Origin of the sequence: Pseudomonas sp. NFACC14, from assembly GCF_900106885.1 — a bacterium.
Classification (GTDB): Bacteria; Pseudomonadota; Gammaproteobacteria; order Pseudomonadales; family Pseudomonadaceae; genus Aquipseudomonas; species Aquipseudomonas fluorescens_AA.
Genome location: NZ_FNOA01000003.1, coordinates 289,366 through 303,246 on the forward strand (window position 1 = coordinate 289,366; position 13,881 = coordinate 303,246).

Here is a 13,881-nt window from a genome sequence, read left to right on the forward strand (position 1 = left end):
CGTGGCGTCTGTATGGCCACGAGGGAGGATTTTGACCAGGCCGAGGTTCGCGATGGAGTGCATCCCTGTGGGAGCGAGCTTGCTCGCGATAACGGTGTACCAGTCGAAAACGCTGTGACTGACCGGGCGCCATCGCGAGCAGGCTCGCTCCCACAGGGAATCGCGTTGGGACACAGGGCTGCCAAACACCCCAAAACCACTGTGGGAGCGAGCTTGCTCGCGATAGCGGTGTACCAGTCAAAAACGCTGTGACTGACCGGGCGCCATCGCGAGCAGGCTCGCTCCCACAGGGAATCGCGTTGGGGTTGTTCTAGGCGGTCGCCTGGCGCACCTGTTTTTCCAGTTCCACCTTCAACCCCGGCTCCAGCTTGAGTTGACGCGCCAGTTCGTCGAGGTAGGACTTCTCCATGAAGTTTTCCTCGTCCACCAGCATCACACTGGCGATGTACATTTCCGCGGCTATTTCCGGGGTGCTGGCGGCGCGGGCGACGTCGGTGGGGTCCAGGGGCTTGTTGAGCTCGGCGTGCAGCCAGTGTTGCAGCTCCTGGTCGTTGTCGAGCTTGGTGAATTCACCTTCGATCAACTGCCGCTCCCGCTCGTCCACATGACCGTCGGCCTTGGCCGCCGCCACCAGGGCCTTGAGGATCGCCTGGCTATGCTGTTCAACCTGCGCCGGAGGCACGCGGTCGAGGGTCTGCGGTTCGGTTTTCGGCGCGGTGCCCTGTTGGGCCTGCCAGTTGCCATAGGCTTTGTAGGCGATCACGCCCAAGGCAGCCAGGCCACCGTAGGCCAGGGCCTTGCCACCGAAGCTGCGGGCTTTCTTGTTGCCCAGCAACAGGCCCATGGCCCCGGCGGCCAGGGCCCCGCCGCCCGCGCCGGAAAGCATCCCGCCCAGGTTGCCGGAGCCGCCGAGCAACCCGCCCAGGCCGCCGGACGACTTGCCCTGTGAGCCGCCAGCCTTGTTCTGCAACATTTCCTGGCCGGACTTGAGAAGCTGATCGAGCAATCCACGGGTGTTCATGTGTTGCCTCCACATTGTCGGGTCAACGTAAGGCCCCCAGCCTAGATCGAAAGTGCCCTGGCGCCGCAGGCGAGATTGCTTCCAGATGTTGCCTGGCTCATTGAAGACGCACTCACCTACCCTTCTGAAAAAACGATATACACTCCAACACATCGATAAAATCGCCCACCGGGTATATGCCCATGATGACCCTGCGTCAGATCCGCCACTTCATCGCCGTGGCCGAAACCGGCTCCATCTCCGCGGCTGCGCAGACGGCGTTCATTTCCCAGTCCACCCTGACCCTGGCGATCCAGCAACTGGAGCAGGACATCGGCGTCAGCCTGTTCAGCCGCCACGCCAAGGGCATGACCCTGACCCACCAGGGCCATCAATTCCTGCGCCAGGCCCATTTGATCCTGGCCACTGTCGACAACGCCAAGCGCAGCCTGCAACAAAGCACCGATCAGGTGGCCGGCCAAGTCACCATTGGCGTCACCAGCCTGGTCGCCGGCTATTACCTGGCGGACCTGCTCACCCGTTTCCAGCGTGCCTACCCCAACGTGGAGATCCGCGTGATGGAGGACGAACGGCCGTACATCGAGCATTTGCTGGTCAGCGGCGAAATCGATGTCGGGGTGCTGATCCTGTCCAACCTGGAAGACCGTCATGCCTTGCAGACCGAAGTCCTGACCCATTCGCCACACCGCTTGTGGTTGCCTGCACAGCACCCACTGCTGGAACACGACAGCATCAACCTGGCCGACGTGGCCCGCGAACCGCTGATCCAGCTGAATGTCGATGAAATGGACCGCAACGCCCAGCGCCTGTGGCGCGGCGCCGGCCTGCAACCGAGGGTCACCCTGCGCACCGCCTCGACCGAAGCGGTGCGCAGCCTGGTGGCGGCGGGATTGGGCGTGTCGATCCAGCCGGACATGACCTACCGCCCTTGGTCGCTGGAAGGCGACATCATCGAAGCCCGACCGATCGCCGACCTCAACCAGACCCTCGACGTAGGCCTGGCCTGGCGCCGGGGCACGGCGCGACCGGCGTCGGTCGACCCGTTCCTGGCCGTCGCCCGGGAACAACCTCATGGCGGGCGCAAGCCATCTATTTAATCGAATGCAGCCTTGAGTATTTCGAATTTGTCGGCCTAGAGGCTGGGCACTAGTCTTGCTGCATCACCACGATCCCTTGTGGGAGCGAGCTTGCTCGCGATGGCGGAGTGTCAGCAAAACAATTGTCGACGGATAGACCGCCATCGCGAGCAAGCTCGCTCCCACAGGTTCTGTGTTTCAACCGATAAAAAGAGAAACCGGACATGGCTGGCACACAAACCCCGTTGTGCACCGCGTTGCTGATCGACGGAGAGCTCGTTGCCGGTGAAGGCCTTGTCGAGCCGATCCTCAACCCGGCCACCGGTGAGGTGATGGCTCACATCGCCGAGGCCAGCACCGAACAGGTGGAAGCCGCGATCCTCGCCGCCCATCGCGCCTTCGACGGCTGGTCGCGCACCACGCCGCAACAACGCTCGAACCTGTTGCTGGACATCGCCAGCGCCATCGAAAAGAACGCCGATGAGCTGGCCCGCCTCGAATCCCTGAACTGCGGCAAGCCGCTGCACCTGGCGCGCCAGGACGACCTGAGCGCCACGGTGGACGTGTTCCGTTTCTTCGCCGGCGCCGTGCGCTGCCAGACCGGCCAGCTCAGTGGCGAATACCTGCCCGGCTACACCAGCATGGTGCGCCGCGATCCGATCGGCGTGGTGGCGTCCATTGCGCCGTGGAATTACCCGATCATGATGGCCGCCTGGAAAATCGCCCCGGCCCTGGCCGCCGGCAATACGCTGGTGTTCAAGCCCTCGGAACACACGCCGCTGTCGATCCTGGCCCTGGCGCCGGCACTGGCCAGGATCCTGCCGCGAGGCGTCATCAATATCATTTGCGGGGGCGGCGAAGGTGTGGGCAGCCATCTGGTCAGCCACCCGAAAGTGCGCATGGTCTCGCTGACCGGCGACATCGTCACCGGGCAGAAGATCCTCCAGGCAGCGGCGAAAACCCTCAAGCGCACGCACCTGGAACTGGGCGGCAAGGCGCCGGTGATCGTGTGCGACGACGCCGATATCCAGGCCGTGGTCGAAGGCGTGCGCACCTACGGCTATTACAACGCCGGGCAGGATTGCACCGCAGCCTGCCGGATCTACGCCCAGGACGGGATTCACGACCGCCTGGTGGCGGAGCTCGGCGCGGCGGTCAGCAGCCTGCGCTTTGCCGGCAAGCGCGACGCCGACAATGAGATCGGCCCGCTGATCAGCACCCGCCAGCGCGACCGCGTGGCCAGTTTTGTCGAGCGCGCCCTCGGCCAGCCGCACATCGAACGCATCACTGGCGCGGCGGTGCATTCCGGCGCCGGTTTCTATTACCAACCCACGCTGCTGGCCGGCTGCAAGCAAAGCGATGAAATCGTCCAGCGCGAGGTGTTCGGCCCGGTCGTCACCGTGACCCGTTTCGACGAACTCAGCCAGGCGGTGGACTGGGCCAACGACTCCGAATACGGCCTGGCCTCCTCGGTGTGGACGCAGAACCTGGACAAGGCCATGCAGGTGGCGGCGCGGCTTCAATACGGCTGCACCTGGATCAACAGCCATTTCATGCTGGTCAGCGAAATGCCCCACGGCGGCCTGAAACGTTCGGGGTATGGGAAAGACCTGTCCAGCGATTCGCTCCAGGACTACAGCGTGGTGCGCCACATCATGGCCCGCCACGGCCAGCATCTGTAGCCAATAGCACTACTCTAATAACAGGCCAGCCATGGCGTTTCACCCGGTTCGAAAACTGCCCCGACCATAATTAAAGCAAGAGGGATTTCCATGTACGCGCACAAGACCGTATTGCTCAGTGCACTCACCACGGCGCTGCTGACCAGCGTCAGCCTCCAGGCCGCCGAACCGCTCAAGGCCATCGGTGCCGGCGAAGGCCAGCTGGATATCGTTGCCTGGCCGGGTTACATCGAACGCGGCGAAAGCGACAAGGCCTACGACTGGGTCAGCGGTTTCGAGAAGGAAACCGGCTGCAAGGTCAATGTGAAAACCGCCGCCACGTCCGACGAAATGGTCAGCCTGATGACCAAGGGCGGCTATGACCTGGTCACCGCTTCCGGCGACGCCTCGTTGCGGCTGATTGCCGGCAAGCGCGTGCAGCCGATCAACACCGCGCTGATCGCCAACTGGAAGAATCTCGACCCGCGCCTGAAGGATGCGCCGTGGTACGTGGTCAACCAGCAGACCTACGGCACCCCGTATCAATGGGGGCCGAACGTGCTGATGTACAACACCGACGTGTTCAAGCAGGCGCCCACCAGTTGGAGCGTGCTGTTCAACGCCCAGGACCTGCCCGACGGCAAGCCGAACAAGGGGCGCGTGCAGGCCTACGATGGCCCGATCTACATCGCCGACGCGGCGCTGTACCTCAAGACCGCCAAGCCTGAACTGGGCATCAAGGACCCGTACCAACTCGACGAAGCCCAGTACAAGGCCGTGCTGGAATTGCTGAGGGCCCAGCAGCCGTTGATCCACCGCTACTGGCACGACACCACCGTGCAGATGAGCGACTTCAAGAACGAAGGCGTGGTGGCGTCCGGTGCCTGGCCGTACCAGGTCAACGGCCTGATGAACGAGAAGCAACCGATCGCCTCGACCATTCCGAAAGAAGGCGCCACCGGCTGGGCCGATACGACGATGCTCCACGCCGAGGCCAAGCATCCCAACTGCGCGTACAAGTGGATGGACTGGTCGCTGCAACCGAAAGTCCAGGGTGACGTGGCTGCGTGGTTCGGTTCCTTGCCTGCGGTGCCGGCAGCGTGCAAGGGCAGCGAACTGCTGGGCGCCGAAGGCTGCAAGACCAACGGCTTCGATCAGTTCGACAAGATCGCCTTCTGGAAAACCCCACAGGCCGAGGGCGGCAAGTTCGTGCCGTACAGCCGCTGGACCCAGGACTACATTGCGATCATGGGTGGGCGCTAAGTCCCTTCAGTCGCATGAAAATAGCAGATGAACATCTGCTCTTGTGGCGAGGGGATTTATCCCCGTTGGGGCGCGAAGCGCCCCCAAAACTGACGCCTCTGACTATCGGGCAGATTGAGTCGACTGCTTTGGGGCTGCTTCGCAGCCCAACGGGGATAAATCCCCTCGCCACAGGTCCATGCCCGATAACTCAGAACATAAGCCCCGCTTTTGGAGCTCCGCACCATGACGCTTGCAGTCCAGTTCACCCAGGTATCCCGTCAGTTCGGCGATGTGAAAGCCGTTGACCGGGTCTCCATTGATATCCAGGACGGCGAGTTCTTTTCCATGCTGGGCCCGTCCGGCTCGGGCAAGACCACCTGCCTGCGGCTGATCGCCGGGTTCGAGCAACCCAGTGCCGGTTCGATTCGTATCCACGGCGAAGAAGCCACCGGGCTCGCGCCGTACCAGCGAGACGTCAACACCGTTTTCCAGGATTACGCCCTCTTCCCCCACATGAACGTGCGCGACAACGTGGCCTACGGCTTGAAAGTCAAAGGCGTCGCCAAGGCCGAGCGCATCCAGCGCGCCAACGAAGCTTTGGAAATGGTCGCCTTGGGTGGCTACGGCGAACGCAAGCCGGTGCAGCTCTCCGGCGGCCAGCGCCAACGCGTGGCCCTGGCCCGGGCGCTGGTCAACCGTCCGCGGGTGTTGTTGCTCGATGAACCCCTGGGCGCCCTGGACCTGAAGCTGCGTGAACAGATGCAGGGCGAATTGAAGAAGCTGCAACGCCAGCTGGGCATCACCTTCATTTTCGTCACCCACGACCAGACCGAAGCGCTGTCGATGTCCGACCGCGTGGCGGTGTTCAACAAGGGGCGCATCGAACAGGTCGACACCCCACGCAACCTGTACATGAAACCGGCGACCACCTTCGTCGCCGAATTCGTCGGCACTTCCAACGTGATTCGTGGCGAGCTGGCCCGGGAACTGAGCGGTTATCCACAGCCGTTCTCGATCCGCCCGGAACACGTGCGTTTCGCCGAGGGCCCGTTGGCCAGCGATGAAATCGAGGTCCACGGCCTGCTGCACGACATCCAGTACCAGGGCAGCGCCACACGCTACGAATTGAAACTTGCCAACGGCCAGACCCTGAACCTCAGCCAGGCCAACACCCAGTGGCTCGACAACGCGGCTCAACACCAGACCGGCCAGCACCTCAGCGTTCGCTGGGCCCGTGAGGCGATGGTGGCGCTGCACGACACCGTCAGTGGCGAGGTGTGAGATGAACACCCTGGCCATCACCCAAGCGCCTGCGCCCGGTTCGCCGCTGCGGCGCTTTGCCAACCTGCTGTACCGACGGCCCAACCTGTACCTGTCGATGTTGCTGGTGCCGCCGCTGCTCTGGTTCGGCGCGATCTACCTCGGCTCGCTGCTGACGTTGCTGTGGCAAGGTTTTTACACCTTCGATGACTTCACCATGGCGGTCACGCCGGACCTGACCCTGGCGAACTTCGCGGCGCTGTTCCAACCCTCGAACTTCGACATCATTTTGCGCACCCTGAGCATGGCGATTGCCGTGTCCATCGCCAGCGCCATCGTCGCGTTCCCGATCGCCTACTACATGGCGCGCTACACCCGCGGCAAGACCAAGGCGTTTTTCTACATCGCGGTGATGCTGCCGATGTGGGCCAGCTATATCGTCAAGGCCTATGCCTGGACGCTGCTGCTGGCCAAGGGCGGCGTGGCGCAGTGGTTCGTCCAGCACCTGGGCCTGGGGCCGGTATTGCAGTTCGTACTGGGAATCCCGGGCGTGGGTGGCAGCACCTTGTCCACCTCGCACCTGGGGCGTTTCCTGGTGTTCGTCTACATCTGGCTGCCGTTCATGATCCTGCCGATCCAGGCGTCCCTGGAGCGCCTGCCGCCCTCGCTGCTGCAAGCCTCGGCGGACCTGGGCGCCAGGCCACGCCAGACGTTCACGCAGGTGATCCTGCCGCTGTCGATCCCGGGCATTGCCGCCGGCTCGATCTTCACCTTCTCGCTGACCCTGGGGGATTTCATCGTGCCCCAGTTGGTGGGCCCGCCGGGTTATTTCGTCGGCAGCATGGTCTACGCCCAGCAAGGCGCCATCGGCAACATGCCCATGGCCGCGGCGTTCACGCTGGTGCCTATCGTGCTGATCGCAGTCTATCTATCCATCGTCAAGCGACTGGGAGCTTTCGATGCGCTCTGACTCTCAAGACCGAGCCTCGTGGGGCTTGCGGATCGCGGCGTGGGGCGGGCTGGTGTTCCTGCATTTCCCGATCCTGATCATCTTCCTCTACGCCTTCAACACCGAGGACGCGGCCTTCAGTTTCCCACCCAAGGGCCTGACCCTGAAGTGGTTCAGCGTCGCCTTCTCGCGCCCGGATGTGCTGGAGGCGATCAAGCTGTCGTTGCAGGTCGCGGCCATCGCCACGCTGATCGCCATGGTGCTCGGCACCCTGGCTTCGGCGGCGCTGTACCGTCGCGAGTTCTTCGGCAAACAGGGCATTTCGCTGATGCTGATCCTGCCGATTGCCTTGCCGGGAATCATCACCGGCATTGCCCTGCTGGCGACCTTCAAGACCCTGGGCATCGAACCGGGGATGTTCACCATCGTCGTCGGCCACGCCACCTTCTGCGTGGTGATCGTCTACAACAACGTGATCGCCCGCCTGCGCCGCACCTCCCACAGCCTGATCGAGGCCTCGATGGACCTGGGCGCCGACGGCTGGCAGACCTTTCGCTACATCATCCTGCCTAACCTGGGGTCGGCACTGCTGGCCGGTGGGATGCTGGCCTTCGCGCTGTCGTTCGACGAAATCATCGTCACCACCTTCACCGCAGGCCACGAACGCACCCTGCCGCTGTGGCTGCTCAACCAGCTCAGCCGCCCGCGTGACGTGCCGGTGACCAACGTGGTGGCGATGCTGGTGATGATGGTCACGATGTTGCCGATATTGGGCGCGTATTACCTGACCCGTGGAGGTGAGAGCGTGGCCGGTAGCGGCGGGAAATAATCAACAGTGATCGCTCACTGGGGAACCGCTCCCACAGGGGACTTGGGAAAACATTCAAAAGAGGACTTGGACATGCAAACCAAACTGCTGATCAACGGCCATCTGATAGACGGCGAAGGCCCCGGCCAGGCCGTGTTTAACCCCTCGCTGGGGCGAGTGCTGGTGGAAATCAACGAGGCCAGCGAAGCCCAGGTCGATGCCGCCGTCCGCGCGGCCGACAACGCCTTCGACAGCTGGTCGCAGGTTGCGCCCAAGGACCGATCCCTGTTGCTGCTCAAACTGGCCGACGCCATCGAAGCCCACGGCGAGGAACTGGCGAAGCTGGAGTCGGACAACTGCGGCAAACCCCTTGGCGCCGCACTGAACGACGAGATCCCGGCGATTGCCGACGTGTTCCGCTTCTTCGCCGGTGCCAGCCGCTGCATGAGCGGTTCGGCGGGCGGCGAGTACCTGCCGGGGCACACTTCGATGATCCGTCGCGACCCGGTGGGCGTCATCGCCTCCATCGCGCCGTGGAATTACCCGCTGATGATGGTCGCCTGGAAAATCGCCCCGGCCCTGGCCGCCGGCAATACCGTGGTGCTCAAGCCGTCGGAGCAAACCCCGCTGACGGCGCTGCGCCTGGCGGAACTGGCGTCGGAGATTTTCCCGGCCGGCGTGCTCAACGTGATCTTCGGCCGTGGGCAGACAGTCGGCAACCCGCTGGTCACCCACCCGAAAGTGCGCATGGTGTCGCTGACCGGCTCCATCGCCACCGGCTCGAACATCATTTCCAGCACGTCCGACAGCGTCAAGCGCATGCACATGGAACTGGGCGGCAAAGCCCCGGTGATCATCTTCGACGATGCCGACATCGACGCGGCCGTGGAAGGCATCCGCACCTTCGGTTTCTACAACGCCGGCCAGGACTGCACCGCCGCCTGCCGCATCTATGCCCAGCAAGGCATCTACGAACAATTCGTCGAGAAACTCGGCGCCGCAGTGGGCAGCATCAAGTACGGCCTGCAAACCGCATCCGACACCGAGATGGGCCCGCTGATCACCGCCCAGCACCGCGACCGCGTGGCCGCTTTCGTCGAGCGGGCCATCGCCCAGCCGCATATCCGCCTGGTCACCGGTGGCAAGGCCGTGGACGGCAACGGGTTCTTCTTCGAGCCGACGGTGCTGGCCGACGCCCAACAGGATGATGAAATCGTCCGGAGGGAAGTCTTCGGGCCGGTGGTGTCCGTCACCCCGTTCCTCGACGAAGCGCAAGTGCTGGCCTGGGCCAACGACTCGGACTACGGCCTGGCTTCATCGGTCTGGACCGCCGACATCGGCCGCGCCCATCGCCTGTCGGCACGCCTGCAATACGGCTGCACCTGGGTCAACACCCACTTCATGCTCGTCAGTGAAATGCCCCATGGCGGTCAGAAACGTTCTGGCTATGGCAAGGACATGTCCATGTATGGGCTGGAGGACTACACGGTGGTGCGGCATGTGATGTTCAAGCATTGACGACAAGACAACGTTGGCAACACATGCTCGCGCCTGCCCGGCGTTCGTCCTGCTAAGGTTTTCGTCGATCGGTGCACGCCCGCCGGTTGACGGAAATCCTGGCAGCACCTAGGGTGTCTACAACGTATACACCTTGGAGATCAGCCATGGCCTCGCCCGTTTTGTCCTTTCGTGTGGAAGAAGGTCTGGCCCAACAGCTGGACTTGCTGGCTGCCGCCACCGACCGCGACCGCCAATATCACCTCAAGCGTGCACTGGTCCGATATGTGGAAGCCGAATCCTGGCATCTGCAAGCCATCAGCGAAGGCATGGCCGATGCCGACGCTGGAAACCTGACCGATCTGGACGCCGTGAAGGCTAAGTGGGCAAAGCGTGCCGAGCATCGTACTGACCGACAAAGCACAGAGTGACCTCGACTCGATCCACGAACATTACCAAAGCGCTATCGGCGCAGAAGGCGCCGATGAGGTCATCCTCGCCATCCTGGAGACACTGCGCCAACTGCAACGCTTTCCCGGCTCGGGCCGTCCTTCGGTCATTCCCGATGTTCGAGAGCTGGTGTTGACACGCTACCCGTTCGTTGCCCCCTATCGGCTCCAGCAGGGGCAACTGCAAGTCCTGCGGATACTGCACCAGCGCACCGAACGTCCCCAGGACTGGTCGGTGGAGTGATGTCGGTCGGCGCGCCTGCCCCGACCGCTCACCTGCGCCACGCTTCAAAACCGCGAAACACTCCTCATCGCATCCACCAGGTAGCGCATGGCGATACGGTCGTTTTCCGACAACTCCCGATAGCGCTCCACCAGTCTCAATTCTTCAAGGCTGAGCCGGCGTGTCCTGCGCGGGTTGGTCAGGCCTGGAAAGATCCCCAGCATTTCGGTAATGCCCTGTATTTTTGTCATGAGTTGTCCTTCTTTACGTCGAGGTTGACCTGATAGCGCCGTCTGAACCCGGGTTAGATCGTCTATCACGCTAAAGAATAGGGAGGATTCGAAGCGTGAGAAGGGAGTTTTAGAGTAATTAGTCAAAAAATGCCGCAATCCTTATAAAAAAAGAAATAACTGTAAGAAAATTTGACCAAGCCACGCTTTCCTTTCTCTCAAAACCCGCATTTCCCCTATGATTTTGCGCCTCGGTGAACCGATCCAGCTCTCAGGCATCTGTTCTAACGTTCGTCGCGTTTGGCCAAAGGCATGTCCGAACTCATTTACCAATCTCTGTCGCCAGGATCGGCGCGGGATTGTTTCGAGAAAGGTTGTATTTATGCACCGCAGGAATCTGCTCAAGGCCTCCATGGCCTTCGCCGCCTACACCGGGCTGTCGGCCTCCGGGCTCATGGCCGCACGCGCCTGGGCCGCCGATCAGACTGCCGACGGCGAAGCCCGTCCCTTCGATTTCAACGGTTTGAAGGATCAGGCCCGGCGGCTGGCCGAGAGCCGCTACGTCGACACCAAGCAAGTCCTGCCACCCACCCTGGCGCAAATGTCGCCGCTGCAGTTCAACGCCATCCAATACGACGTCAATCACTCGTTATGGAATGACCTGGAAGGGCGACAACTGGATGCACAGTTCTTCCATGTCGGCATGGGCTTCAAGCAGCCGGTACGCATGTACAGCGTCGACCCGAAGACGCGTATGGCCCGCGAGGTGCACTTCCGTACGGAACTGTTCAACTATGAGAAAACCACGGTCAACACCTCGCAACTGACGGGTGACCTGGGCTTCGCCGGCTTTCGTGTCTTCAAGGCGCCGGAGCTGGATCGGCACGACATCGTTTCGTTCCTGGGGGCCAGCTATTTCCGCGCCGTGGATGCCAGCGGCCAGTACGGGCTGTCGGCCCGCGGCCTGGCCATCGACACCTATGCCAAGAAGCGTGAGGAATTCCCGGACTTCACCAAGTTCTGGTTCGAAACCCCGGACAAGAACAGCACCCGTTTCGTGGTCTACGCCCTGCTCGACTCCCCCAGCGCCACCGGCGCCTATCGGTTCGACATCGATTGCCAGCCGACCCGGGTGGTGATGGAAATCGATGCGCACATCAATGCCCGTACCGCCATCGAGCAACTGGGTATCGCCCCCATGACCAGCATGTTCAGCTGCGGCACCGTCGAACGGCGCATGTGCGACACCATTCACCCGCAAATCCACGACTCCGACCGGCTGGCCATGTGGCGCGGCAACGGCGAGTGGGTCTGTCGTCCGTTGAACAACCCTGCCACCCTGCAATTCAATGCCTACGCCGACAACAATCCGAAAGGTTTCGGCCTGGTGCAGACCGACCACGACTTCGCCAGTTACCAGGACACCGTGGACTGGTACAGCAAGCGCCCAAGCCTGTGGGTCGAACCGACGACGGCGTGGGGCGAAGGCTCGGTGGACCTGCTGGAAATTCCTACCACCGGAGAGACCCTGGACAACATCGTCGCGTTCTGGACGCCGAAAAAACCGGTGGCCGCCGGTGATTCGCTGAACTATGGCTACAAGCTCTACTGGAGCGCGCTGCCGCCGGTCAGCACCGACCTGGCCCACGTCGACGCCACCCGTTCAGGCATGGGCGGTTTCATCGAAGGCTGGGCACCGGGCGAGCATTACCCGACCGTCTGGGCACGTCGTTTCGCCGTGGACTTCAGCGGCGGCGGCCTCGACCAACTGCCGCCGGGCACCGGCATCGAACCGGTGGTGACCTGCTCCCACGGCGAAGTGAAGGACTTCAACGTGTTAGTGCTGGATGCGATCAAGGGCTACCGCATTACCTTCGACTGGTACCCGACCGACGACCGGGTGGACCCGGTGCAGATGCGCCTGTTCATTCGCACCAAGGACCGCACCTTGAGCGAGACCTGGTTGTACCAGTACTTCCCGCCGGCACCGGATAAGCGCAAGTATCCCTGATAGGGATCGGGTGCCTGGGCTGGCCCTATCGCGAGCAAGCTCGCTCCCACACGGGATCTGTGGTTACAGAAATCCCTGTGGGAGCGAGCTTGCTCGCGATGAGGCAAGTACAGGCACCGAACATTTCAGCCAGATAAAAAAAACCCCGGCCAACACGACCGGGGCTTTTTTTACTGGGCACTCAATCGCGCAAATCCGACTCATGAATCGGCTGGTCCCGATGCGTGGCTCGCTGGTACTGCGCCGGCCACGTGGCCTTGCGGCCGCCCAGGTCATCATCGGCATGCAGGGCCCAATACGGATCGCGCAACAATTCGCGGGCCAGGAAAATGATGTCGGCCTGGCAGGTGCGCAGGATGTGTTCGGCCTGGGCCGGCTCGGTGATCATGCCGACGGTGCCGGTGGCGATTTCCGATTCCTTGCGCACCCGCTCGGCGAAGCGTGTCTGGTAACCCGGGCCGGTGGGGATTTCCGCATTGGCGGCCGTGCCGCCCGATGACACATCGATCAGGTCCACCCCCAGCGCCCTGAAGCGCCGCGCCAGCTCCACGGTTTCATCCGGGTTCCAACCGTCCTCGACCCAATCGGTGGCGGAGACGCGAACGAACACCGGCAGCTCTTGCGGCCATACGGCCCGGATCGCTTCGGTGACTTGCAGGACCAGGCGGATGCGGTTCTCGAACGAGCCGCCGTATTGATCGCGCCGCTGATTGCTCAAGGGCGACAGGAACTGATGCAGCAGATAACCATGGGCCGCGTGGACTTCGACCACCTTGAAGCCGGCCGTGAGGGCGCGCTTGGCCGAATCCACGAAGGCCTGGATCACCCCGGCGATCTGCCCTTCGTCCAACTGCACCGGCGGGGTGTGTTGCGGGTCGAAGGCAATCGGCGACGGACCGACCGGCACCCAACCGCCATCCTCCGGTTTGACGCTGCCATGCTTGCCCAGCCAAGGTCGCCAGGTGCTGGCCTTGCGCCCGGCATGGGCCAGCTGTATGCCCGGCACGGCCCCTTGGGCGGTGATGAACCGGGTGATGCGTTGCAAGGGTTCGATCTGTTCATCGTTCCACAGCCCCAGGTCCTGGGCGGTGATACGACCGTCGGCGGTCACGGCGGTGGCTTCGGTGAACACCAGGCCGGCACCGCCCACGGCGCGACTGCCCAAATGCACCAGGTGCCAATCGTTGGCCAGGCCATCGGTGCTCGAATACTGGCACATCGGCGATACCGCGATGCGATTGGGCAGGGTCAATTGACGAAGGGTATAGGGTTCCAGCAGCAGACTCATGGGGCACCTCTCGAATCAGTGGGCAGGCTCCAGGGTTCTGTTTGAAAAGTCGACGAGTGACAGGAAGGTGCAACACCCGCCCCCGCGGGCAAAAAATTCGACAAGACGTCACAAGGGCTATCAAGCAGTGCTTAGAGCCTAGTCGACAACCCGGGGGGCGGGA

The 13,881-nt window shown here is 62.6% G+C and carries 13 protein-coding genes; 10 read left to right on the forward strand and 3 right to left on the reverse strand.

Annotated elements, in window-relative coordinates; translation table 11 throughout:
• Nucleotides 1–310: 310 nt before the first annotated feature.
• Nucleotides 311–1,021: a tellurite resistance TerB family protein gene (locus BLU85_RS07965; protein WP_060739037.1), complete on the reverse strand. Its 711-nt coding sequence runs from the start codon at nucleotides 1,019–1,021 to the stop codon at nucleotides 311–313.
• A 182-nt stretch (nucleotides 1,022–1,203) separates the two neighbouring features.
• On the opposite strand from BLU85_RS07965, the gene BLU85_RS07970 reads away from it, so the two are divergent.
• From BLU85_RS07970 to BLU85_RS08010, 9 genes are all read left to right on the forward strand, one after another.
• A complete protein-coding gene (locus BLU85_RS07970) occupies nucleotides 1,204–2,118 on the forward strand; it encodes a LysR family transcriptional regulator (protein WP_092202279.1) in 915 nt (304 codons plus the stop codon).
• Nucleotides 2,119–2,321: 203 nt separating this feature from the next.
• On the forward strand, nucleotides 2,322–3,779 hold the full coding sequence (locus BLU85_RS07975) for a gamma-aminobutyraldehyde dehydrogenase (RefSeq protein ID WP_092202281.1): 1,458 nt from the start codon (nucleotides 2,322–2,324) through the stop codon (nucleotides 3,777–3,779).
• Nucleotides 3,780–3,869: 90 nt separating this feature from the next.
• Nucleotides 3,870–5,021 carry a putative ABC transporter substrate-binding protein YdcS gene (ydcS, locus tag BLU85_RS07980; protein WP_092202283.1) on the forward strand — a complete coding sequence of 384 codons (1,152 nt, stop codon included), beginning with the start codon at nucleotides 3,870–3,872 and terminating at the stop codon, nucleotides 5,019–5,021.
• Between the two features lie 225 nt (nucleotides 5,022–5,246).
• Nucleotides 5,247–6,284 carry an ABC transporter ATP-binding protein gene (locus BLU85_RS07985; RefSeq protein ID WP_092202285.1) on the forward strand — a complete coding sequence of 346 codons (1,038 nt, stop codon included), beginning with the start codon at nucleotides 5,247–5,249 and terminating at the stop codon, nucleotides 6,282–6,284.
• A gap of 1 nt (nucleotide 6,285) precedes the next feature.
• Entirely contained in the window at nucleotides 6,286–7,233 is a 948-nt protein-coding gene (locus BLU85_RS07990) for an ABC transporter permease (protein WP_072408186.1), read from the forward strand.
• Complete coding sequence (locus BLU85_RS07995) at nucleotides 7,223–8,041, forward strand: ABC transporter permease (protein ID WP_092202287.1); 819 nt, start codon at nucleotides 7,223–7,225, stop codon at nucleotides 8,039–8,041. The genes BLU85_RS07990 and BLU85_RS07995 overlap by 11 nt, the downstream gene beginning before the upstream one ends.
• A gap of 72 nt (nucleotides 8,042–8,113) precedes the next feature.
• Entirely contained in the window at nucleotides 8,114–9,538 is a 1,425-nt protein-coding gene (locus tag BLU85_RS08000) for a gamma-aminobutyraldehyde dehydrogenase (RefSeq protein WP_092202289.1), read from the forward strand.
• A 146-nt stretch (nucleotides 9,539–9,684) separates the two neighbouring features.
• Nucleotides 9,685–9,948, forward strand: coding sequence for a CopG family ribbon-helix-helix protein (locus BLU85_RS08005; protein WP_063322816.1), 264 nt, complete (start codon nucleotides 9,685–9,687; stop codon nucleotides 9,946–9,948).
• A complete protein-coding gene (locus BLU85_RS08010; RefSeq protein WP_092202291.1) occupies nucleotides 9,911–10,210 on the forward strand; it encodes a type II toxin-antitoxin system RelE/ParE family toxin in 300 nt (99 codons plus the stop codon). The genes BLU85_RS08005 and BLU85_RS08010 overlap by 38 nt, the downstream gene beginning before the upstream one ends.
• Nucleotides 10,211–10,254: 44 nt before the next feature.
• Here BLU85_RS08010 and BLU85_RS08015 read toward each other — a convergent pair whose 3' ends face one another.
• Nucleotides 10,255–10,440 (reverse strand): hypothetical protein, encoded by a 186-nt coding sequence (locus BLU85_RS08015; RefSeq protein WP_003198116.1) that lies wholly within the window; start codon nucleotides 10,438–10,440, stop codon nucleotides 10,255–10,257.
• Nucleotides 10,441–10,801: 361 nt separating this feature from the next.
• Here BLU85_RS08015 and BLU85_RS08020 point away from each other — a divergent pair, with 361 nt between their 5' ends.
• Entirely contained in the window at nucleotides 10,802–12,430 is a 1,629-nt protein-coding gene (locus BLU85_RS08020) for a glucan biosynthesis protein D (protein ID WP_092202293.1), read from the forward strand.
• A gap of 181 nt (nucleotides 12,431–12,611) precedes the next feature.
• Here the strand turns inward: BLU85_RS08020 and BLU85_RS08025 are convergent, their stop codons facing one another.
• The gene (locus BLU85_RS08025; protein ID WP_092202295.1) at nucleotides 12,612–13,718 is read right to left on the reverse strand and encodes an NADH:flavin oxidoreductase/NADH oxidase; all 1,107 of its coding nucleotides are present in this window, start codon (nucleotides 13,716–13,718) and stop codon (nucleotides 12,612–12,614) included.
• Nucleotides 13,719–13,881: the final 163 nt, after the last annotated feature.